Source organism: Simonsiella muelleri ATCC 29453, from assembly GCF_002951835.1.
GTDB classification, from domain to species: domain Bacteria; phylum Pseudomonadota; class Gammaproteobacteria; order Burkholderiales; family Neisseriaceae; genus Simonsiella; species Simonsiella muelleri.
The window spans coordinates 501,078-521,866 of the sequence record NZ_CP019448.1; the positions used below are offsets into that span (position 1 = coordinate 501,078).

Here is a 20,789-nt window from a genome sequence, read left to right on the forward strand (position 1 = left end):
TTATCTAAATTTTGCTATTGGATTCCCGCATTCGCGGGAATGACGAGATTTAGGTTAATTTTTGGGTTTTGCAAAGATTTCAGGCTGCCTGAAAGATTTTATTCAATATTTTGCACTTGCTCACGCATTTGTTCAATTAATACTTTTAATTCTACCGACACTTGCGTACATTCGCTGGCAATCGACTTGCTGCCCAATGTGTTGGCTTCACGATTCAATTCTTGCATCAAAAAGTCCAAACGTTTACCAACTGAACCTTTGTGCTCCGTGATAATGCGACGAACTTCGGCGATATGAGTACGCAGACGGCTAAATTCTTCATCTACATCGGCTTTTTGCATGAATAATGCAAATTCTTGTTTCAGGCGGTCTTCGTCAACGCTGGCAACTGCTTCCACCAAACGCGCACGAACACGTTGCATATGCGTTTTGAGTAATCCTGGAAACAGGCTTTCCAATGCGGTAATAATATCGTCCATTAATTCAAGGCGTTCCAATAAATGCGTCTGCAATTTTAAGCCTTCGCGCTTGCGTGTTTCCACAAAATCCAATAATGCATTATTCAATAAAGTCTGCACACCTGTCGCCAAGGCTTCGTGGTCTTTTTCCACACTGATGATGACATTCGGAAAATTTAAAATTTCGGCTACGGTTAATTTACCTAAATCTTCATGTTGTTTGCGCCATTGGCTGTTGAGTACCGCCAATTCGTTTACCAATTCATGGTTGATGTGCAGGCTGCCTGAATTATCTACTAAATTATTGATTTGAATGCGACATTCTAATTTTCCACGCGTAACGTGTTGGGCAATAATTTCACGCATCGTGCTTTCCAAATAACGCAAATCTTCAGGCATTTTGAATTGCACGTCCAAAAAGCGGTGATTCACGCTGCGGATTTCCAAATCAATGCGTTTATTACCAAATTCGCCAGAAACGTGGGCAAAACCTGTCATACTTTTAATCATGATTTTCTCGCTTTATTTTAGGGGAAAGATGCTAAGAATGTTAGCAGAAATAAGGTTTTTTTAAAATATGTTAGGCACAATTGGCAATTCATTTGGCGGTTATTTTTGCGTCAAAATAATCATCAAGTATGCAACTGAATCAAAATAGGCAGCCTCAAAGAATCATGCTCACTTAATTTTATTGAGAAAATCATTTTGCAGGCTGCCTGAAAATCATGATGCATATGAATTCACATCATGATTCTAATCTTTCTTATCTGACAAATAAATCGATTTATCATGTACATCGCGTGGCAAAATCAAATTCAATACCACTGCTGAAATTCCCCCAGCCGCAATCGCATTGCGAAATACTTCAGGCAGCAATTTGAATACGTCAGGCTCAAACGCCACACCCAAACCCACGCCCACTGCCGTTGCTGCAATCACGGCTTCACGGCGATTGATGCCATTGGTCATGATAATCCGCACGCCAGCTATCGCAATCAGTCCAAACATCAACACCATCGCACCACCCAAAACAGGATTCGGAATCGTGGTAAACAAACGTCCCACAATCGGGAACAGTCCAGCCACAACCAACATCACCGCAATGAATTTCCCCACATGACGCGAAGCCACACCAGTCATCTGAATCACACCATTGTTTTGCGCGAATGTGGTCAGCGGCAATGAACCCAGTGCAGTCGCCACCACCGATACTAAACCATCAGCAAATACGCCACCACGTAAACGCTGTTGGAAAGTTTCGCCTTCGTAGGGTTGTCCCGATACCATCGCTGTGGCAGTCAAATCACCCACCGCTTCAAATACACTCAATAAATAAATTGTTCCAGCTACCAAAAAAGCCGAAAAATCAAAATGAAAGCCATATTTAAACGGCATTGGCATGGTAAAAATAGGCGTGTTTTGCAAAACCGAAAAATCTACCATACCCAATGCCAATGCCACTACGTAACCTGAAATCAGTCCTATTGCTACGCCACTCATTCGCAACAATGGTTTTTTGATGCAATTGAATATTAGCACCACCGCCAATACAAAAGCCGCCAAACCCACATTTTTCAGGCTGCCAAATTCAGGTGTACCTTTTAAATGAAATCCGCCACCAAAATTTGTAATCCCCACATCAATCAAACTCAAACCAATCAGTAATACCACGACACCGCTCACGGTTGGCGTAATCACGCGTTTTAAATAGGGCAATCCCCACGCTGCACCACACACCAAAAATGCCCCCGCAAACGACACACCCAATAATGTGGAAATCATGGTGTTTTCATCTAATCCTTTGTCTTTCATGGATAAACCAAGCGAAATCATCACGCCCACAAACGAAAAATTCACCGACTGAATCGACAGCATTCCCGAACCGACCACACCAAATCGATTGACTTGCAAAAACGTACCAATCCCCGACGCCACCATCGCCATAGACACCAAATATGCAGTCATTTCTACTGGCAATTTCAACACGTTACCCACAATCAATGCTGGAGTAATCATCGGAACAAAAATTGCCAACAAATGCGTTACCGCACTCACCAGAGAATTGGTAAAAGGTGGTTTATCTTCTAATTGATAAACCAAGTCGGTTGAGGAAGTCTGTTGCTCTAAATGCGCCATTTTTGGGTATCCTTAAAAAATGAATAAAAAAGTCGGCAGCCTCTTTTTTCAGGCTGCCTTTTGAATTTTTAAATAATATATTATTATTTATTATTTTCTTCTGGTACACGTAAACTGTTATCCGTACCAAACCATTTGGCGTAAATTTTATCGTAAGTACCGTTGGCTTTAATGTTTTTCAAACCTTCATTGATTTTATTGATTAATTCTGTATTGCCTTTTTTCACGGCAAACGCCACACGCACATCTTCTGTTTTATTGTAAACAGCTGAATAAGTTTGTGGTTTATGAGTGTCTTTATTATTTTTATGATAATAATTTAATACACCAGCATCACCGACCACATAATCGGCTCTACCTGAAACAAAGTCAACATATGCTTCATATGGTGTTTTTTCAGTAATGATATTTTTAATACCTGAATCTGTTAGTACTTTATGCGTATAAGAATCTTGTTGTACTGCCACACTGCTGTTACCCAATTGTGCCAATGTCTGTACGTTATTACCAGTTTTACCCATAATCACATTCGGTGCAAACGCGTAAGGCTCAGACATTTCAGATTGTGCCAAACGTTCAGCATTTATGCCCAAGCACGCTGCCAAAATTTGGTAATACCCTTCATTTAAACCGGGAAATAATTGTGATCGAGCTGTAGGAATAAATTCTATCGAGAAGTTTTGATTATCGGCAATTGCTTTTAACAAATCCGCATCAAAGCCTGTTAATTGACCATGTTCATCTTTAAAATCAAACGGAGGATAAGTGGCATCTGTTCCCACGACATAACGTTCTAATTTTTTAGGCGCAGATACAGATTCAACGGGTTGATTATTTGAGATTTGTGTTGCTGGCGCATCATTACCACACGCCGCCAAAATCAAGAGACAAGTTAATGCAAGAATATTATTTTTCATATTTTGAGAATCCATTTAAAAAAATCCATATGCTGTCTTTCAGGCAGCCTGAAAATCAATTTAAACCGCATTAAACAACCAAGGTTGGGTTTGTTTGCGTTTTTCTTCAAAGGCTTTGATATCGGCTTTGTGCTGCAACGTCAAACCGATTTCATCTAACCCATTGAGTAAACAATGTTTACGGTGTTCTGTGATATCAAATTTAAATACTTCGCCACTGGGTGTGGTCAATTCTTGTTTCGCTAAATCGATGGTTAATTGGTAGCCTTCGTTGGCGGAGACTTCTTGGAACAATTTATCCACTTGTTCTTCAGTTAAAACAATGGGTAACAAGCCATTTTTGTAGCAATTGTTAAAGAAAATATCGGCGAAACTTGGTGCAATCACGGCACGGAAGCCGTAATCATCCAATGCCCAAGGCGCGTGTTCACGACTTGAACCGCAACCGAAATTTTTGCGTGTCAATAAAATTTGTGCGCCTTGATAACGTGGTTGATTGAGTGAAAACTCGGGGTTGAGAGGGCGTTTGCTGTTATCCATTCCAGGTTCTCCGTGGTCAAGATAACGCCATTCATCAAAGCAATTGACACCAAAACCACTGCGTTTGATGGATTTGAGAAACTGTTTGGGTATAATTGCATCGGTGTCCACATTGCTGCGGTCAAGTGGGGCAACCAGCGCGGTGATTTGTGTAAAGGCTTTCATTTTTGACACCTAAATTATTTGGTTAATTAAAAGGCTGCCCAAAAATTTTTCAGGCAGCCTGAATCATTTTATTATTGAGAATTGGCATCGCTGTTTTGATAGCGGACTTTTTCCCAAGTGGTGGCATTGTTGTTGACATGATTGCGCGTATCGGCACACGCTGCCACACAAGCCAACATGATGGCGCATACAATCCATTGTTTCATCGTATCAATCCTAATTAATCGGTTAATTTTTGCCAACCTTCTTTGATGGCATTGCCTGTACTATCCAAACGTTTTTGGGTACCTTCTTTGGTTCTATCCCATTGGCGTTCAATGGCATCGCCCGTTTCTTTCAAGTTGGCTTCGGCTTTATTGCTGTTACGAGACGCGTCATCTTTGATGCCGTCCCAAGTACTGGCACACGCGCTTAAACCCAAAGTCAATAAAACTATTGATAATGTTTTGATTTTCATGATTTAATTCTTTCATGTGAGTAGAAAATTTATTCGGCGGTTATTTCTTGTAATTACTTAAATATGCGCCAACGCGTGCCAATCATAGCAATTTTGTTTCAAAAAAACAATTGAATTTTGTAACTGAATTTGATTGGCTAAACGGACAAATTCAGTTAATTTATTTGCAAAATAATCTTTCAGGCAGCCTGAAAAAGGTTACGCCATTTGGCGCACATCAACAAAATGTCCAGTAACCGCTGCTGCTGCTGCCATTGCAGGGCTAACCAGATGCGTGCGTCCACCATTGCCTTGTCGCCCTTCAAAATTGCGGTTGGACGTGGATGCGCAACGTTGTTGCGGTTCTAAACGGTCGGCATTCATCGCCAAACACATAGAACAACCTGGTTCGCGCCATTCAAATCCTGCATCAATGAAAATTTTGTCCAAGCCTTCTTTTTCTGCTTGCTCTTTAACCAAACCCGAACCAGGAACAATCAATACACGTTGCACATTATTGGCTTTTTTGCGTCCTTTCGCGACTGTCGCAGCTTCGCGCAAATCTTCAATGCGGCTGTTGGTGCAAGAACCAATAAACACAACATCAACAGGAATTTCATTCAAAGGCGTGCCAGCCGTTAAACCCATGTACTCTAAAGCGCGTTCCATGCCAGCGCGTTTCACAGCATCGCTTTCGTCTGCGGGATTGGGGACAACGGCGTTGATGTCCAATACCATTTCGGGCGATGTTCCCCAAGTGACTTGCGGTTCAATGTCTTCGGCTTTAAAGTGATATTCTTTATCAAATTTCGCCCCTTCGTCTGATACGAGTGTTTTCCAATATTCAACGGCTTTGTTCCAATTTTCGCCTTTGGGTGCAAGAGGTTTGTCTTTTACATAATCAATTGTTGTTTCGTCCACTGCCACCAATCCTGAACGCGCCCCTGCTTCAATTGCCATATTACACAAGGTCATGCGTCCTTCCATGCTTAAGCTGCGGATTGCCGAGCCACCAAATTCAATCGCGTAACCCGTGCCGCCTGCCGTGCCAATTTGTCCAATAATGTATAAAGCGATGTCTTTTGCGGTTACGCCCGCTTTCAGGCTGCCTGAAACGTCAATTAACATGGATTTGGATTTTTTTGCGGTAATACATTGGGTTGCCATTGTGTGTTCTACTTCGCTGGTGCCAATGCCGTGCGCCAATGCACCGAATGCGCCGTGTGTAGACGTGTGTGAGTCGCCACAAACCACAGTCATTCCGGGCAAAGTTGCGCCTTGTTCTGGGCCCATTACGTGGACAATCCCTTGTCCTTTGTCCATAAATGGAAAATACGCCAACGCGCCAAATTCGTGGATATTTTTGTCCAAAGTGTCCACTTGTAATTTAGAAATAGGGTCTTGAATGCCTTTATCCCAATCGCTGGTAGGTGTGTTGTGGTCGGCGGTAGAAACCACGCTATCCATGCGCCACAATTTGCGTCCTGCCATTTTCAAACCTTCAAATGCTTGTGGGCTGGTTACTTCATGCACCAGATGGCGGTCAATATACAATAGGACTGTACCGTCGTCTTCTTCGCGGACGATGTGGCTATTCCAAAGTTTGTCGTAAAGGGTTTGTGCCATGATGTTCTCTTTTTATATTTTAGCGTGAAATTAAAGTACGGATTTTAGACTTTTTGGACAAAATCCGCAAGAAAGTTTGAGATAAATTGGACAAAATAAACTTTATTGGACAAATTGTCCAATTTGTTTCAGGCTGCCTGAATGATTTAAAATAGAAAATTTTTGTCATTGTGGCGATTTTTTCCTTTCATATCCATGAGCATACGGAAAAAATCCAAATCATAATGGTCGGACAATTTGCCTGCACGTTTTTTCAATTTCTCAATATTCAATTCGGGTTTATTTTGAAACGCCAGCACTGCTATATTACCATGCGTTGTGGCAGGTACTTCCAACACGCGGTTATCAAAAATTGTGCGCAAACGCTGTATAAACAATGGGTAACGCTTATCGCCACTCCACCAATTCGTGACAAAAATACCATTCTCGCGCAGCGCAACACGACAATCATGAAAAAACGGCTCACCAACCAATTCATCAATAATCTGTACGCCATCAAATCCATCTACCATTATCACATCTACTTGATTTTGCAGAATTTGAATGTATTCCGCGCCATCGGCTTCAATAATGTCAAAATGATTGCCTTCAAAGTCCAAACAAAATGAGTTTCTTGCAATTTGAATGACTTGCGGATTAATTTCCACTGCCACTTGATGACTTTCAGGCAGCCAATGATGCAGCCAACGCGCAAACGAACCGCCTCCCAAACCAATTTGCGTGATGTGTTTGGGCAATTCATCGGCAAACAGCAGCCACGCCATCATCGCCCGACTGTACGACAGCACCAATTCAGGCGGATTATGAATATTCATGGAGCTTTGAATGGTCGGCGTGCCAAGATGCAGCGAGCGAATGTTGCCCAGCTCTGAAATATTGGCTTCAGGCAGCGTGTTGCGAAAAAAACGATTACGGCGAAAAGGGTGTGTCATGTGATTGATTCAATTCTATTATTTCAATGTATTTATAAATGAAAAGTGGTTAATTTATTTTGCATCAATTGGTATTAAGATAAATTGCTGTTGTTTATTCAGGCAGCCTGAAAAACTGAAAACCTGTTTCATCAACTGCTAAATAACCACCTTGACCATTTTTCCAATCAGGTAAGACGTAACGTATAATTTGATGATTATCTAATTGATGAATATGAATATTTGGACGATGAGTATGCCCATGAATAATCATATTAATATTAGAATATTTTTCAAAAGCAGCCTGAACGCCCGATTCAGTAACATCTGATAAAGCGTAATGGTAAGTATGTTGTTTGCGTTGTTGACTGGTTTGGCGCATTTTTTGGGCGATGCGCTTTCTCCAAGTAAAAGGCAAAGACAACAATATATTATCTAACCAGCGATTGCGTATAATCTTGCGAAAACGTTGATAAGCTTGGTCATCAGTACACATTTCATCACCATGTGTAATTAAGACATTTTTTTGATTCAATGAGATAATGCTTTGTTCGGGCAAAATTTGCATATTGGCACGCGATGCGTACGCATTTCCCAACAAAAAATCACGATTACCCGCGACAAAATACACAGGCGCATTTTGACTGAATATTTTGATTTCATTGGCAATTTGTTGTGCTGTGTGGCTGTCGTCGTCATCGCCCGTCCACGCTTCAAATAAATCGCCCAAAATGTACAACGCAGCCGCACTTGCCGCATGGTCGCGCAAAAATTGCACGCACAATGCGGTCAAATCGGGCGTGTGGTCGGACAAATGTAAATCAGCAATAAATAAGGTTTGCATGGTTTCAGGCTGCCTGAAAAGCATCAGCATACATTTCGGGTGAAAAACCAACTAAAATTTGTTGGTTATGTACCAAAATGGGGCGTTTGATGACACTGGGGTAGGCGCACATTAATTCAATGGCGCCATCTGGGGTTTGAGCTTGCGCTTGCTGTTCGGGCGTGAGTTTTCGCCAAGTTGTGCCTTTTTTATTCAATAGCTTATCCAATTCAACTTGTTTCAGGCAGCCTGAAAGCCATTCGGGGCTGGGAGGCGATTTTTTGAAATCGTGAAATTGGTAATCGTGCTGATTTTCTGCTAACCAGACACGCGCTTTTTTGACGGTGGTGCAATTGGCGATGCCATATAATTCAATCATTTTGTTACCAAATTGTAAAAAATATGGCTATTGTACGATAATTCGTGAATTTTTGTCTTGTCGTGTTTGGATTTTGGCGTTATTCTTGTTGACTTTAAAATTTTTAATTTGAGATTAATTTAATTAAATTAATAAGATAGGAATTAACATATGAAGAAACTATGGATTTTAGGCGCAACTTTCCTGCTGGCTGCTTGTGGCAATGAAATGTCCGACCGCAATTTGAAAGAAGCCATTAATGAAGGAGTGAAATTCCGCAACGTGTGTCTGCCTTTTCAATTGAACGTGCAAAACCGTTTGAGTAACGAAAATCCACACCAAACCACATTGGGTGAACCTGTTATCAAATTACTCAAACGTTTAGAAAGCGGTAAACGTGCCAATGAACGCGCTTTCAAACAAATGGAATCATTGGTTCGCGCAGGTTTGTATAAAGCCGAAAAAGAAGAGCGCATTGGCACTGGCGAAACCGCTTTACATTACGCTGTTTTCACATTAACCGAACGCGGACGCGGAGAAATCCACTTAACACCACAAGGCACATTATTGTGTGTCGGTAAACAAAAAGCCAAAAAAATCAATTATTACACCGAGCCGACTACCATGGACGGTTTGATTGTTACCAATGTTTCGTATCAAGCCAAATTGCAGCCTGAAAAATGGGCGAATAATTTGTTGGACGATACCCCCTACGAAAATTTGGGCAAAGAAACCACCACTCAAACCGCTACCTTAGTGAAAACCAGTCAAGGTTGGCGCGATATTCTGGAACTGCGTTAATTTATTGATAAAATACAGTCTGTTAAATTCAATAAGACAAAGCAATAACGTCCTGGTGTACACGTGGTACATCAGGACGTTAGTTGTGCTGTATTTATTTGAATTTAAAGCATTATGGTGTATTGGTTTGATTGTTAATTGAGTTTTTGCCAATTTTGAATTTTTACCAATAATTTTTCCGCACTCAAATCCAAATTATCCAAAATTTTCGCGCTGTCGCCGTGTTCTGTAACCACATCGGGAATGCCGCACAACAAAGTTGGTTTCAGGCAGCCTTGTTGCGCCATTGTTTCCAAGACCGCGCTTCCTGCGCCACCCATTTCCGCATTTTCTTCTAAACATACAATAAAATCATGAGGTTGTGCTAATTGGCGTATCAAGTCTACGTCAATCGGTTTCACAAAACGCATATCGGCAACGGTTGCATTCAATGTTTCTGCCACGCGCAAGGCTGGTTGAACCATACTGCCAAACGCAACCAACGCAATTTTTTCGCCTTGTTTGCGAATTACGCCTTTGCCTAATTCCACGGTTTTCAGGCTGCCTGAAACTTCCGCCCCACAACCACTGCCACGCGGATAACGCACCGCAGATGGCTGATTTAATTGATAACACGTTGATAATAATAAACGACATTCGTTTTCATCAGACGGTGTGGCGATGACCATATTTGGCACACAGCGCAAATAGCTCAAATCATACGCACCCGCGTGAGTCGGACCATCTGCCCCCACAATACCCGCACGGTCAATCGCGAATAATACTGGCAAATTTTGTAAGGCAACATCATGCAACAATTGATCGTAGCCACGTTGTAAAAATGTGGAATAAATCGCCACCACAGGTTTGACACCTTGGCACGCCAAACCTGCTGCAAATGTAATCGCGTGTTGTTCAGCAATACCTACATCAAAATAACGGGTTGGGAATTGCTGTTCAAATTCCACCAAGCCACTGCCTTCGCGCATGGCGGGTGTAATGGCGACTAATTTTTCATCAGCGGCGGCTTGGTCGCATAGCCATTGTCCGAAAATTTGGGTGTAAGTGGGTTTGGGTTTGTTTTCGGTTTTCAGGCTGCCTGAAATGTTTTCGGGGGTTGGGGTTTTGCCGATGGCGTGGTATTTAACGGGGTCATTTTCGGCGAGTTTGTAGCCATGTCCTTTTTTCGTGATGATGTGCAGCAATTGCGCCCCTTTGCGGTTACGTAATTCGCGTAAAATTTCAACCAGTTGTATCACATCATGACCATTAACCGCACCTGTATAATCAAAACCAAAATTTTCAAACAATGATAAAGATTGTTTGATATGACTGCCTTCGTTGGCGATGGCTTTGAATTTGGTTTCGGCTTTTTCGGCGATTTCTTTGACCGCAGGTAATTTATCCAGAACTTTATTAGAATGTTGTTTGATTTCATGCAACATTCCGCGCATATCGCGCATCACATGGCTTGCCAAATACTTGGGCAATGCGCCCACATTGGGTGAAATAGACATTTCGTTATCATTTAAAATAACCAATAAATTAGCGTCCATGTCGCCTGCACAATTTAAGGCTTCAAAAGCCTGACCAGCTGTCATGGCGCCATCGCCAATGATTGCCACGCTTCGTGCATCGTTGCCTAACAATTTGTCTGCCACAGCCATGCCCAACGCCGCGCCAATGGAAGTGGAAGAGTGTCCCACACCAAAATCATCATATTGGCTTTCGCTGCGTTTGGGGAAACCTGCCAGACCGCCGTATTGGCGAATGCTGCTCATGCGATTTTTGCGTCCTGTTAAGATTTTGTGTGGATAAGATTGATGTCCCACGTCCCAAACCAAATGGTCAATTGGTGTATTGTAAACGTAGTGTAAAGCGATGGTTAATTCAATCACGCCCAAATTGCTGGCAAAGTGTCCCCCAGTTTTACCGACACTGTCTAATAGAAATGTGCGTAACTCGCTGGCAAGTTGTGGTAATTGTTCTAGAGGTAAATCGCGTAAGTTATGTGGTAATTGAATGGAGTCGAGGATGGGCGTGTTCATGATGAAATAAATTGTAGTAAATGAATCATGTCAACGATTATATCGTTTTCGGCATGGTTTTAATGTTAAATTTTGTTTAGACAAAAATTTTCAGGCAGCCTGAAAGTAGAGATTAGGCGAAAAACTTGCAACAATTCACAAAAAATATTTACAATCAAAATTTAACTGTACAATTGAGGAGTTGTCATCATGGAGAAAACCAAACCGACTTTTACACCAACTTGGAAATGGTTGATGGAAAATAAAATTGCTTTTGTGGGTTTTGGCTTTGGTTCGGGGCTGCCTGCGAAAGCACCGGGGACATGGGGGTCATTGATGGGTATGCTGTTGGCGGGTTTATTGTTGGGGATTGGCGTGGGCAAACTGTGGTTATTTTTATTGGCGGTGGTCGCATTTGTGGTGGGGATTGGGATTTGCCACGAAACGGAGTTGGCGTTGGGGCGTGTGCATGACTACAGCGGGATTGTATGGGACGAAATTGTGGCAATGTTATTTGTTTTTTCTTTGATTCCACAGGGATTTTTTTGGTGGATAATTGGTTTTGCGGCGTTTCGTTTTTTTGATATTGTCAAACCGCAACCGATTAGTTGGGCAGACAGCAAAGTTAACGGTGGTTTGGGTGTGATGTTAGATGATGTGATTGCGGCGGTGTATGCGGTATTGGTGGTGGGGATTTTGGCATTGATTTTCTGATTTATCTATTGATTAATCAATAATTTTCGGGCTGCTTGATTATTCAGGCAGCCTGAAAATCATTTGGTTGTGATTTTATGGTGAATACAGGTTCTAAAATTGCAATTTCTAGCGTTGCCACGTCTTTATGTACTATTCGTACAGGATGTACTATTCGTACAGGGCAGATGTCATCGCTTTAGGGGATTTTTATTTTAATCCATTATATTTTGTTCATATATTGCCAATATTTTTTGCGCCAAATTCAATTCACGTGTTTGTTGTGCTAATAATGTTTCTTGATATTGAATAATTAATTTTAGTTTTTCAATCTCTTGAATCAAGTTTTGATGTTCGGTTGCACTGTAAACAACTAAGTCGCACTCATGATTTATATGGCTGGCGACCCGTTCGCCCATATATTGAATATCTCCTTGTATTAATTCAAAAATATCCAATTTAAAAATTTCAGCTAATTGAAATAATCTTGATAAAGTCAAACGTGTTTCCCCGCGTTCTATTTTGGCATAACCATTTGTAGATAAACCTAATTTATTGGCTAATTCTTCTTGTGACCATTTTTTTTCTTCGCGTATTTTGCGAATTTTTTCATGGGATTTCATTATTTATCTCACTTTTTGGGTAGAAAAAAACCACTTTTTGTTTGTGTTCATGAAAATAAATTAAATTTAAAATGGTAAATATTACTCAATTTTTGTTTATTATGAAAGGATAACATCATGAATAAATGGATTTCAATCAGTTTAGCCAGTTTAACTGCTGTTGCCTTACTTTCGGGTTGCAATAATCACGATGACCGTGAAACCAAACAACAAATTGCTCAACTTCAAGCACAGCTAGATGCCGAAAAAGCCGAAAAAGCCCAACGCCAAGCGCAAGAAAATGAACAAAAACAACAGCAAGAACAACAAGAGCGTGAAGAACAAATTCGCCAAGAAGCTGAAGAATCTGTTAGAGCACAACTGAAAATGGAAGCCGAAGAAAAAGCCGCCCAACAAAAAGCCATTCAGCAACAAAAAGCCGCCCAGCAAAAAGCCACTCCTAAAATGACAGAAAAAATAGTCCGTTATCCAGCCACAGTGGTAACGCAGTCGGGGTATGGCGACTTGTCGTTGCGTGGTGAAGCATCAACCAAAGGTTTGGAAGTGGGGAAAGTTTATGATGGTAATGAAGTCACTGTGATTGCCAAAACCAATAAATGCGAAGTCATTGGGAATATTGATGGTTGTTGGGTCAAAGTGCAATTAGATAGCGGTGTGAAAGGCTATATGTTTGATGGTTACCTGAATCGTGAAGTATTGTCGCAAGAAGAAAAACAAAATTTACGTCAAAATTCTCAAGAAGACAATGAGTGAGATGGCGAATATTCATTAGAATAATCAGTTTTCAGGCTGCCTTAAAATAAATTATATTTAAGGCAGCCTGAAATTTTATTAGATTGGTTTATTGATTAAATAACCATTTTTTTAATAACTCTGTATCGGTCATTTTTAAGTATGCGGTATTGGCTGGCGCGGCTTGTACAGTTAAATCGGTTTGCAGCAATACGCCTTGACGGAAAAAATGCAGCGTGTGTAAATCGCCGACTGCTGTTTGTGTTTGCGCGGCAAAATCGGTACACGCAAATCCATCTACCGCAATCACTTTATCATTCGGCTTGAGCGTAGCAAATTCCGCCGAACCATTGCTAAAAACCTGTGAAATCACTGCGCCATCGGCTTGTTGTTGATAGCGGCAGCCCAATTCTGGTTGTGGGGCAATTTCGGGAAATTCGGTTACTAATTTGCCATTTCCTGCGCTGCGGTTTTCAGGTAGCCATTGTAATTCTACGCCCACGCTTTCTAAACACGCTTCCAGTGGCAAATCTTGTGTGGAATATAAACCCAATTGGAAAAAATCAGTCAAATTTAATCCTGTGATTTCAATTGCAAATTTTTGCCATTCGCCTTCATCTGTGCCTTTGCCTGTATTCACATAATATTGATACAAGGCTTTCATGATGCTGTCCAAATTGTGTTCGCTGTTGGCGCGGATAATGATGTCCAAGCACAAGGCAAACAATGCGCCTTGTTGATAATAACTGGTAATGGCATTCGGGCTGTTTTCGTCTTGTTTGTAATATTTGTGCCACGCGCAAAAGCTCGATTGCGCCAATGTTTGGCGTTTTCGCCCCGCGTTGCGGTGGACGCGTGTGATGTTGTTGGCGAGAAGATTCAAATAATTGCTGACCGAAATCACACCACTGCGCACCAAAATCAAATCATCATAATATGACGTGATGCCTTCGTATGCCCATAATTGTTCGGTATAAATTTCTTTTTCTAAATCATAGGGTTGAAATTTAGTTGGTTTGATGGATTTAACGTTCCACGCGTGAAAATATTCGTGGGCAATGAGTCCGAGTAATTCTGTGTAGGCGGCGTTGGCATCGGCCATGCCTTTTTTGGGTAGGGCGTGGCGGTCGGCGTGTAGGGCGGTGCTGCTGATGTGTTCCAATCCACCGTAAATGTGGTCACCCAAGTGTAATAAAAATAAATATTCTTGGAATGGCGCAGGGTTTGGGAAAAATTGCAATTCGTATTCACAAATTTTGATGCAATCTGTAATCAGGCGTTCGCGGTCAAAATCAGGATAATAACCACTCAATACCATGCGATGCGTAATACCATTTGCATTGAACGACAAAACTTCTAAATTTGCCCCCAATTCAAATGGGTGGTCGATTAATTCCGCATAATTGGCTGCCTGAAAACTGGTTTCGCTTAAACGGGGCAACGTGGTGTGGACTTGCCAGCTTTCAGGCAGCCTGAAAAATTGGACGTGGCAAGGTTCGTTGCAGCGATTGGGCTGATATAAAAATAGGCACGCACCGTCAATGAAACCGCGTTGTGTATCCAGCAAACTGGCGCGCACAGATAAATCATTGGCATAGATGGTGTAGTGGATTTGATATACGCCATTTGTTTCAGGGAGTTGCCAAGTGTTTTTATTAATTTGAACAATATGAATGGGTTCACCATTGCGAGTGGCTTCAATATGAACAATGTGGCGCGAAAAATCGCGAATCATATAGCTGCCTGCGACCCAATTTGCCAATTTAATTTGGTTCAGGCTGCCTGAAAGATGTTCATAGGATAATGTAATTAACCATAAATGCGTGTGGGCTTGCGGCGAAATGGTGTATTGAAACATGATGGTTACCTTGTTAGATTAAATGTAAAAATGTAAAAAAGATTCAAATTTAATGAATGTAATTGTGAAGTTAGGTTAAGCGAATTCACGAAAACCGATAAGGAAAATGGGTATTTTTGCATCACACACTGTAAATAAAAGCCGTTTTACCACTAATTTACTTGGTAGAAAAGCCTGTATTGCTTTAAAATACCAAGTTAAGTAACTTTTGTTGCGTACTTGTTGTTAAAATAAGTTGTAGCAAAGTGTTAAATTAAGAAAAAATTGGGTCATAAGGTGGCTTTTCAGGCTGCCTGCAATGATTCAATACTGTTTTATTGCCATATTAATGGAGTTTTTCATGGAAACGCAAACCTATAACTACAAAGTAGTTCGCCAGTTTGCCATCATGACAGTGGTTTGGGGTATCGTAGGAATGTTGGTCGGTGTGATTGCAGCCGCCCAATTACGTTGGCCCGAATTAAATTTGTCAGAGATTGCACCTTGGTTTCACTTCGGACGTATTCGTCCCTTGCACACCAATGCGGTGATTTTTGCATTTGGTGGGTGTGGCTTATTTGCTACGTCTTATTATGTTGTACAGCGTACTTGTTATGCGCGATTATTTGGGGGCAATTGGCTGCCTGCTTTCACTTTTTGGGGTTGGCAAGCGGTGATTGTTGCGGCGGTAATTACTTTACCTTTGGGTTACACGCAAGGTAAAGAATACGCCGAATTAGAGTGGCCCATTGATATTTTGATTGCGCTGGTTTGGGTAGCGTATGCGGTGGTGTTCTTCGGCACAATTGCCAAACGTAAAATCAAGCACATTTATGTGGCAAATTGGTTTTATGGCGGTTTTATTTTGGCGGTAGCGTTGTTGCACATTGTCAATAGCATGGCATTACCAACAAGCTTCATGAAATCCTATTCTGCTTACTATGGTGCGATTGATGCGATGGTGCAGTGGTGGTACGGACACAATGCGGTGGGCTTCTTCTTGACAGCGGCATTTTTGGGCATGATGTATTATTTTGTGCCAAAACAAGCGGGTCGTCCTGTGTATTCTTACCGTTTGTCTGTGGTTCACTTTTGGGCGTTGATTTTTACCTATATGTGGGCAGGTCCACACCATTTGCATTACACCGCATTGCCTGATTGGACGCAATCTTTGGGTATGGTGTTGTCATTGATTTTGTTTGCGCCATCTTGGGGCGGTATGATTAACGGGATCATGACGTTGTCTGGCGCGTGGAATAAATTGCGTACTGACCCGATTTTAAAATTCTTGATTGTGTCATTGTCGTTCTATGGTATGTCCACATTTGAAGGTCCGATGATGTCTATTAAATCAGTAAACGCGTTGAGCCACTATACTGAATGGACAGTAGGACACGTTCACTCTGGTGCATTGGGCTGGGTAGGTTTTGTAACCATTGGTTCTTTGTATTATTTGATTCCACGTTTATACGGTCGTAAAGAGATGTATAGCACCAAATTGGTGGAAATGCACTTTTGGATCGCTACCATTGGTGTGGTGTTATACATTTCATCAATGTGGGTAGCGGGCGTGATGCAAGGTTTATTGTTAGGCGAATTGAATCCTGACGGTACTTTGGCTTATCCACAATTTGTATCAGTTGTGAGTCGTACCATGCCGTACTACTTAATTCGTACCATTGGTGGTTTATTCTATTTGAGTGGTATGGTAATGATGGCTTATAACGTTTACCGTACCGTAATTAGTGGCAAACCTGTTGATGCGGATATTCCAGCATTACCACAAAGTGCGAACCACTAAGAAAGGCAGCCTGAAAATGAAAATGCAACATTTAATTGAAGAAAAAGTTGGCTTTCTGATTGTTTTTACGACCATCGTGATTAGTGTGGGTTTGCTGGTGCAAGTTGTGCCTTTGGCATTTTCCAAAGAAGTGATTAATCCGATTGCTGGTGTAAAACCTTACAATGCTTTACAAGTCGCGGGGCGTGATATTTTTGTGCGCGAAGGTTGTTACAATTGCCATTCACAAATGATTCGTCCGTTTCGTGCAGAAACCGAACGTTATGGGCATTATTCTGTAGCAGGAGAGTCTGTGTATGACCGTCCATTCCAATGGGGTTCAAAACGCACAGGTCCTGATTTGGCTCGTGTTGGCGGACGTTATTCTGACGAATGGCATCGCGCACATTTATTAAATCCACGCGATGTGGTACCTGAATCCAATATGCCTGCATTCCCATGGTTGGCGAAAAATAAAGTCAATCCAGAAGAAATTGTGAGTCATATGAAGACATTGCGTAAACTCGGCACACCTTATACCGATGAAGAATTGGCAAAAGCCCCAGATGAATTGAAAAATAAATCTGAACTAGATGCGGTTATTGCTTATTTGCAAGGTTTGGGTTTGGCATTGAAAAACAAAAGGTAATCAATCATGGATTTGACTTGGGCTAGGGTATTATTTACTTTATTGGTATTTAATTTTTTCGTTTTGATGCTTTATATTGTGTATCACAAGCGCAATAAATCAGGCTATCAAGAAGTAGGGCAGAGCATCATTGATGACCCTGATACTCCTGCTGAAAATGTCCATTCAAATCCTGATAATGGAGCAAAATAATGGAACAATCACAATTTACAAGCCCCTTTTGGCATTACTATATTGTTATCATTGTGGTGTGTAGTATCCTTTGGGTTAGCTATCTGCTTTGGTCGCAAAACGTAGTCAAACACAAAAAAGACGAAGATGTGAAAACCACAGGGCATTCATGGGATGGTATTGAAGAATACAATAACCCATTGCCGCGTTGGTGGTTTTACATGTTTTGGATGACGATTGCATTTGCAATTGGTTATTTGGCACTTTATCCTGGTTTAGGCGATTTCAAAGGCATTGGTTTTAATGGTAAACCTTGGACAAGCCACAACCAATATGAAGCCGAAATGGAAAAAGGTAACGCCGATTTTCACCAAAACTATGGTAAATTCGCTACCATGAGTGTGGAAGAAGTGGCAAAAGATCCTAATGCAATGGCAGTTGGTGCTAATTTATTTGGTATTTACTGTATTCAATGCCATGGTTCTGATGCACAAGGCGCGAAAGGTTTCCCTAACTTGACTGACAAAGACTGGTTGTGGGGTGGTACACCTGAAAAAATTAAAGAGACCATTACCGATGGTCGCGTGGCAACCATGGCTCCTTGGGGCGTGGCTTTGGGTGGTGAGGAACGCGTAAAAGACGTGGCTAACTATGTGATGTCATTGTCTAAAATGCAGCATAATGAAGAGCGTGCTGCACGTGGTCAAGAAATTTTCAAAGCAAACTGCGTGGTTTGTCATGGCGATAAAGGTCAAGGCAATATGGCAACTGCCCCTAATTTGACTGATAATATTTGGTTGTGGGGTGGTACGGAAAAAGCCATTATTGAAACCATTACAGGTGGTCGTCATGGTCAAATGCCTGCTTGGAAAGGCTTTTTGACTGATGACAAAATCCATTTGCTGACGGCTTATGTATGGGGTAAATCTCACCCTGATTACAAAGGCTACCCACAAGATACCAAAGATTATGTTGGCGGTATTCCAACTGCAGAAGAGCCTAAAAAAGCAGCTGAACCAGCAGCATCAGCACCTGTGGTAGCGGTTTCTGCGCCTGCTGTTGCGGCTAGCGAACCTACACCTGTGGTGGCTGCATCTGAAGTGCAGGCTGCACCTGCTGCGGATAAAGCTGAAGTTCGTGTGGAAAATGGCGTAGTCAAGTTCTATTTTGCTGTTGGCAAAAGCGCGATTGCAGCCAATGCTGAAAAAGCCACTGGAGAAGTAGTTAAAGCAGCTAAAGCAGGTAAAAAATTGGTTATTAGCGGTTTTACTGACAGCACAGGTAATGCAGTTGCTAATGAGAAATTGTCTAAAAATCGCGCCCAAGCAGTTCAAGCATACTTGATTAAACAAGGTGTAAAAAAAGACAGCATGGTGTTGCGTAAACCAGAAAGCAGCGTAGGCGCAAAAGGTAATAACGCCGAAGGTCGTCGCGTTGAAGTGAAAATTCAAGATTAATTTTTGAATCAAATCAAATAAAACAGCTTTTTGTCTATACAGAAAGCTGTTTTTTTATTCACTAAACTTCAAGTCATTTGCCCCGAAATTTTGCCACTGTATTAAAATGCAAATTTTGCAACGAAAAATATCATGAATACACATTTTTCCCTTTTCAGGCTGCCTGAAACATTTGAATTAGACAATCAAATTTTAGAACAACGTTATCGCACACTCGCCGCTCAATTTCATCCTGATAAATTTGCCGCTGCCTCTGGTTTTGAGCAAAAGCAAGCCGTGATGATGACTGCGACACTTAATGAAGCCCATCGCGTGTTGCGAGATGTCATTGAGCGTGCTGCTTATTTATTGAAATTAAATAATATTGATGCAGACTCTCCCGAACACACGCATTTTGAGCCTGAATTTCTTATGCAGCAAATGGCGTGGCGTGAAACGTTGATGGATGCAAAATTGGAAAATAACGCCGCTGCCTTAACCGAACTTGCGCAAACCATCAACCAAGCACAAACCGAATTGCACCGAAATCTTCAGGTTGCCTTTTCCGAAAACCACTTAGAAAAAGCTGCTGAATTGGTGCGACAAGGTCGTTTTTTACAAAAATTGCAGCAAGAAATACACGCTGTGTAGAGAAAATAGAGAATTACTGGCAAGGCTTTGCAAAAAAACGTAAAATACACTTTTAAAAATTTTGAGTAATTGCCCCTAAAAGGAATCCTGAATGAGTAAATCTGTTGTTGTAGCCATGTCCACATCTGGCTTGGACTATTATCCGTTTGAACACGATATTCGTATTTTACGCTTGAGAGTAATTTTGGGTGATGAGACTTACGTTGATTCGCCTGAATTTATTGATCATGATAAATTTATTGCTTGGGTCAACAATAATCCCGACAAATTGCCAAAATCTGCGCCACCATCTAGTTTGGAATTGAGAAAATTTTTCTTAGGATTGCTTGATGAAGGCTATGAAGATGTCTTGGTGATTACGATGTCATCAGAATTGAGTAAAACGTATCAACAGGTTATTGATATTATTCCATTATTACAAGGTAAGATGCGTGTACACGTTTTCAACAGCCGTTCGGGTACATTTACCGAAGGTCTGATGGCTTTGGAAGCCGATAAAATGTTGAAAAAAGGTCATAGTATTCAACAGGTTTTGAATCGATTGGAAGAAATTCGCCGTTTGACTCATGTGATGTTTGGTGTAGATGATTTGACTTATTTGGTAAAAAATGGTCGTTTGTCATTTGCTTCACAGTTTTTCGCTAATTTATTTAAAATCAAACCATTAATTAATGTGGATAGAGACGGACGCGCTGTGGTTGCAGAAAAAATCATGACCACACGCCGTACAATGTTGGCGATTTCCGATCGCATTCGTCAAATTACGGCATCACGTGATTATTATGTGTTTACGCTGTATTCTGGTGATATGGAAATTCATCAAGAATTTGTAGATGTATTGGCGGAATACAATAATTTAAGCGGTTTGCCAGCGTATCCAATTAGCCCCGTGGTTACGGCACACTCGGGTATTTCGGCGTTTGGTGTGGGTTTGTTGCCTTTGTAATTGATGATTGACTTACCGTGAAATAAAGTAGTTATCTTGTACTATTTCGATTAGATTCAACTGGTTATAGTATTTTTCAGGCTGAAACCTTTGC

Annotated in this window: 22 protein-coding genes; 9 read left to right on the forward strand and 13 right to left on the reverse strand. The window is 41.3% G+C overall.

The window, feature by feature from the left end; all coding sequences use genetic code 11:
• Positions 1 to 98 precede the first annotated feature (98 nt).
• The 10 genes from BWP33_RS02445 to BWP33_RS02485 all read right to left on the reverse strand — a co-directional run bounded on the left by BWP33_RS02445 (position 99) and on the right by BWP33_RS02485 (position 8,391).
• Positions 99 to 968: a YicC/YloC family endoribonuclease gene (locus tag BWP33_RS02445; RefSeq protein WP_002640957.1), complete on the reverse strand. Its 870-nt coding sequence runs from the start codon at positions 966 to 968 to the stop codon at positions 99 to 101.
• A gap of 243 nt (positions 969 to 1,211) precedes the next feature.
• Positions 1,212 to 2,594, reverse strand: coding sequence for a nucleobase:cation symporter-2 family protein (locus BWP33_RS02450; RefSeq protein WP_002640956.1), 1,383 nt, complete (start codon positions 2,592 to 2,594; stop codon positions 1,212 to 1,214).
• Positions 2,595 to 2,677: 83 nt separating this feature from the next.
• Positions 2,678 to 3,526 carry a transporter substrate-binding domain-containing protein gene (locus tag BWP33_RS02455; protein WP_002640955.1) on the reverse strand — a complete coding sequence of 283 codons (849 nt, stop codon included), beginning with the start codon at positions 3,524 to 3,526 and terminating at the stop codon, positions 2,678 to 2,680.
• 45 nt (positions 3,527 to 3,571) lie between these two features.
• On the reverse strand, positions 3,572 to 4,216 hold the full coding sequence (gene leuD, locus BWP33_RS02460) for a 3-isopropylmalate dehydratase small subunit (RefSeq protein WP_002640954.1): 645 nt from the start codon (positions 4,214 to 4,216) through the stop codon (positions 3,572 to 3,574).
• Positions 4,217 to 4,287: 71 nt separating this feature from the next.
• Complete coding sequence (locus BWP33_RS13100) at positions 4,288 to 4,422, reverse strand: hypothetical protein (protein ID WP_002640953.1); 135 nt, start codon at positions 4,420 to 4,422, stop codon at positions 4,288 to 4,290.
• 14 nt (positions 4,423 to 4,436) lie between these two features.
• Positions 4,437 to 4,673 (reverse strand): hypothetical protein, encoded by a 237-nt coding sequence (locus BWP33_RS02465; RefSeq protein WP_002640952.1) that lies wholly within the window; start codon positions 4,671 to 4,673, stop codon positions 4,437 to 4,439.
• A 198-nt stretch (positions 4,674 to 4,871) separates the two neighbouring features.
• Positions 4,872 to 6,281 carry a 3-isopropylmalate dehydratase large subunit gene (gene leuC, locus BWP33_RS02470; protein ID WP_040628420.1) on the reverse strand — a complete coding sequence of 470 codons (1,410 nt, stop codon included), beginning with the start codon at positions 6,279 to 6,281 and terminating at the stop codon, positions 4,872 to 4,874.
• A 143-nt stretch (positions 6,282 to 6,424) separates the two neighbouring features.
• Entirely contained in the window at positions 6,425 to 7,210 is a 786-nt protein-coding gene (locus tag BWP33_RS02475; RefSeq protein WP_002640950.1) for a polyamine aminopropyltransferase, read from the reverse strand.
• 94 nt (positions 7,211 to 7,304) lie between these two features.
• Positions 7,305 to 8,033, reverse strand: a complete 729-nt coding sequence (locus tag BWP33_RS02480; RefSeq protein WP_002640949.1) for a UDP-2,3-diacylglucosamine diphosphatase — start codon at positions 8,031 to 8,033, stop codon at positions 7,305 to 7,307.
• Positions 8,034 to 8,037: 4 nt separating this feature from the next.
• Entirely contained in the window at positions 8,038 to 8,391 is a 354-nt protein-coding gene (locus BWP33_RS02485) for an arsenate reductase (protein ID WP_002640948.1), read from the reverse strand.
• Positions 8,392 to 8,541: 150 nt separating this feature from the next.
• Between BWP33_RS02485 and BWP33_RS02490 the strand changes: the two genes are divergently transcribed.
• Positions 8,542 to 9,171: a hypothetical protein gene (locus BWP33_RS02490; RefSeq protein ID WP_002640947.1), complete on the forward strand. Its 630-nt coding sequence runs from the start codon at positions 8,542 to 8,544 to the stop codon at positions 9,169 to 9,171.
• A 134-nt stretch (positions 9,172 to 9,305) separates the two neighbouring features.
• Here BWP33_RS02490 and dxs read toward each other — a convergent pair whose 3' ends face one another.
• Complete coding sequence (gene dxs, locus BWP33_RS02495; protein WP_104930287.1) at positions 9,306 to 11,201, reverse strand: 1-deoxy-D-xylulose-5-phosphate synthase; 1,896 nt, start codon at positions 11,199 to 11,201, stop codon at positions 9,306 to 9,308.
• A gap of 186 nt (positions 11,202 to 11,387) precedes the next feature.
• Here dxs and BWP33_RS02500 point away from each other — a divergent pair, with 186 nt between their 5' ends.
• The gene (locus BWP33_RS02500) at positions 11,388 to 11,891 is read left to right on the forward strand and encodes a phosphatidylglycerophosphatase A family protein (RefSeq protein ID WP_002640945.1); all 504 of its coding nucleotides are present in this window, start codon (positions 11,388 to 11,390) and stop codon (positions 11,889 to 11,891) included.
• Between the two features lie 194 nt (positions 11,892 to 12,085).
• Here the strand turns inward: BWP33_RS02500 and BWP33_RS02505 are convergent, their stop codons facing one another.
• A complete protein-coding gene (locus BWP33_RS02505; protein WP_002640944.1) occupies positions 12,086 to 12,493 on the reverse strand; it encodes a helix-turn-helix domain-containing protein in 408 nt (135 codons plus the stop codon).
• 117 nt (positions 12,494 to 12,610) lie between these two features.
• Here BWP33_RS02505 and BWP33_RS02510 point away from each other — a divergent pair, with 117 nt between their 5' ends.
• The gene (locus BWP33_RS02510; RefSeq protein ID WP_002640943.1) at positions 12,611 to 13,246 is read left to right on the forward strand and encodes an SH3 domain-containing protein; all 636 of its coding nucleotides are present in this window, start codon (positions 12,611 to 12,613) and stop codon (positions 13,244 to 13,246) included.
• Positions 13,247 to 13,334: 88 nt separating this feature from the next.
• Here the strand turns inward: BWP33_RS02510 and BWP33_RS02515 are convergent, their stop codons facing one another.
• A complete protein-coding gene (locus BWP33_RS02515) occupies positions 13,335 to 15,083 on the reverse strand; it encodes a M61 family metallopeptidase (RefSeq protein WP_002640942.1) in 1,749 nt (582 codons plus the stop codon).
• Between the two features lie 340 nt (positions 15,084 to 15,423).
• On the opposite strand from BWP33_RS02515, the gene ccoN reads away from it, so the two are divergent.
• From ccoN to BWP33_RS02545, 6 genes are all read left to right on the forward strand, one after another.
• A complete protein-coding gene (gene ccoN / locus BWP33_RS02520) occupies positions 15,424 to 16,863 on the forward strand; it encodes a cytochrome-c oxidase, cbb3-type subunit I (RefSeq protein ID WP_002640941.1) in 1,440 nt (479 codons plus the stop codon).
• A 16-nt stretch (positions 16,864 to 16,879) separates the two neighbouring features.
• Positions 16,880 to 17,491 carry a cytochrome-c oxidase, cbb3-type subunit II gene (gene ccoO / locus BWP33_RS02525; protein ID WP_002640940.1) on the forward strand — a complete coding sequence of 204 codons (612 nt, stop codon included), beginning with the start codon at positions 16,880 to 16,882 and terminating at the stop codon, positions 17,489 to 17,491.
• A gap of 6 nt (positions 17,492 to 17,497) precedes the next feature.
• Positions 17,498 to 17,683, forward strand: a complete 186-nt coding sequence (locus BWP33_RS02530; protein WP_002640939.1) for a cbb3-type cytochrome oxidase subunit 3 — start codon at positions 17,498 to 17,500, stop codon at positions 17,681 to 17,683.
• On the forward strand, positions 17,683 to 19,119 hold the full coding sequence (gene ccoP / locus BWP33_RS02535) for a cytochrome-c oxidase, cbb3-type subunit III (RefSeq protein ID WP_002640938.1): 1,437 nt from the start codon (positions 17,683 to 17,685) through the stop codon (positions 19,117 to 19,119). The genes BWP33_RS02530 and ccoP overlap by 1 nt, the downstream gene beginning before the upstream one ends.
• A 132-nt stretch (positions 19,120 to 19,251) precedes the next feature.
• Positions 19,252 to 19,749, forward strand: coding sequence for a Fe-S protein assembly co-chaperone HscB (gene hscB, locus BWP33_RS02540; protein ID WP_002640937.1), 498 nt, complete (start codon positions 19,252 to 19,254; stop codon positions 19,747 to 19,749).
• A 91-nt stretch (positions 19,750 to 19,840) separates the two neighbouring features.
• Positions 19,841 to 20,695, forward strand: coding sequence for a DegV family protein (locus BWP33_RS02545; RefSeq protein WP_002640936.1), 855 nt, complete (start codon positions 19,841 to 19,843; stop codon positions 20,693 to 20,695).
• Positions 20,696 to 20,789 lie beyond the last annotated feature (94 nt).

What these genes read in the sequence shown, in the direction of transcription:
- BWP33_RS02490 (WP_002640947.1), top strand. Translation starts at nt 8,542, where the DNA reads ATGAAGAAACTATGGATTTTAGGCGCAACTTTCCTGCTGGCTGCTTGT.
- BWP33_RS02475 (WP_002640950.1), bottom strand. Translation starts at nt 7,210, where the DNA reads ATGACACACCCTTTTCGCCGTAATCGTTTTTTTCGCAACACGCTGCCT.
- BWP33_RS02500 (WP_002640945.1), top strand. Translation starts at nt 11,388, where the DNA reads ATGGAGAAAACCAAACCGACTTTTACACCAACTTGGAAATGGTTGATG.
- BWP33_RS02480 (WP_002640949.1), bottom strand. Translation starts at nt 8,033, where the DNA reads ATGCAAACCTTATTTATTGCTGATTTACATTTGTCCGACCACACGCCC.
- BWP33_RS02530 (WP_002640939.1), top strand. Translation starts at nt 17,498, where the DNA reads ATGGATTTGACTTGGGCTAGGGTATTATTTACTTTATTGGTATTTAAT.
- BWP33_RS02450 (WP_002640956.1), bottom strand. Translation starts at nt 2,594, where the DNA reads ATGGCGCATTTAGAGCAACAGACTTCCTCAACCGACTTGGTTTATCAA.
- BWP33_RS02510 (WP_002640943.1), top strand. Translation starts at nt 12,611, where the DNA reads ATGAATAAATGGATTTCAATCAGTTTAGCCAGTTTAACTGCTGTTGCC.
- ccoN (WP_002640941.1), top strand. Translation starts at nt 15,424, where the DNA reads ATGGAAACGCAAACCTATAACTACAAAGTAGTTCGCCAGTTTGCCATC.
- BWP33_RS02465 (WP_002640952.1), bottom strand. Translation starts at nt 4,673, where the DNA reads ATGAAAATCAAAACATTATCAATAGTTTTATTGACTTTGGGTTTAAGC.
- leuD (WP_002640954.1), bottom strand. Translation starts at nt 4,216, where the DNA reads ATGAAAGCCTTTACACAAATCACCGCGCTGGTTGCCCCACTTGACCGC.
- BWP33_RS02545 (WP_002640936.1), top strand. Translation starts at nt 19,841, where the DNA reads ATGAGTAAATCTGTTGTTGTAGCCATGTCCACATCTGGCTTGGACTAT.
- hscB (WP_002640937.1), top strand. Translation starts at nt 19,252, where the DNA reads ATGAATACACATTTTTCCCTTTTCAGGCTGCCTGAAACATTTGAATTA.
- BWP33_RS02485 (WP_002640948.1), bottom strand. Translation starts at nt 8,391, where the DNA reads ATGATTGAATTATATGGCATCGCCAATTGCACCACCGTCAAAAAAGCG.
- BWP33_RS02505 (WP_002640944.1), bottom strand. Translation starts at nt 12,493, where the DNA reads ATGAAATCCCATGAAAAAATTCGCAAAATACGCGAAGAAAAAAAATGG.
- ccoO (WP_002640940.1), top strand. Translation starts at nt 16,880, where the DNA reads ATGAAAATGCAACATTTAATTGAAGAAAAAGTTGGCTTTCTGATTGTT.
- BWP33_RS02455 (WP_002640955.1), bottom strand. Translation starts at nt 3,526, where the DNA reads ATGGATTCTCAAAATATGAAAAATAATATTCTTGCATTAACTTGTCTC.
- ccoP (WP_002640938.1), top strand. Translation starts at nt 17,683, where the DNA reads ATGGAACAATCACAATTTACAAGCCCCTTTTGGCATTACTATATTGTT.
- BWP33_RS13100 (WP_002640953.1), bottom strand. Translation starts at nt 4,422, where the DNA reads ATGAAACAATGGATTGTATGCGCCATCATGTTGGCTTGTGTGGCAGCG.
- BWP33_RS02445 (WP_002640957.1), bottom strand. Translation starts at nt 968, where the DNA reads ATGATTAAAAGTATGACAGGTTTTGCCCACGTTTCTGGCGAATTTGGT.
- BWP33_RS02515 (WP_002640942.1), bottom strand. Translation starts at nt 15,083, where the DNA reads ATGTTTCAATACACCATTTCGCCGCAAGCCCACACGCATTTATGGTTA.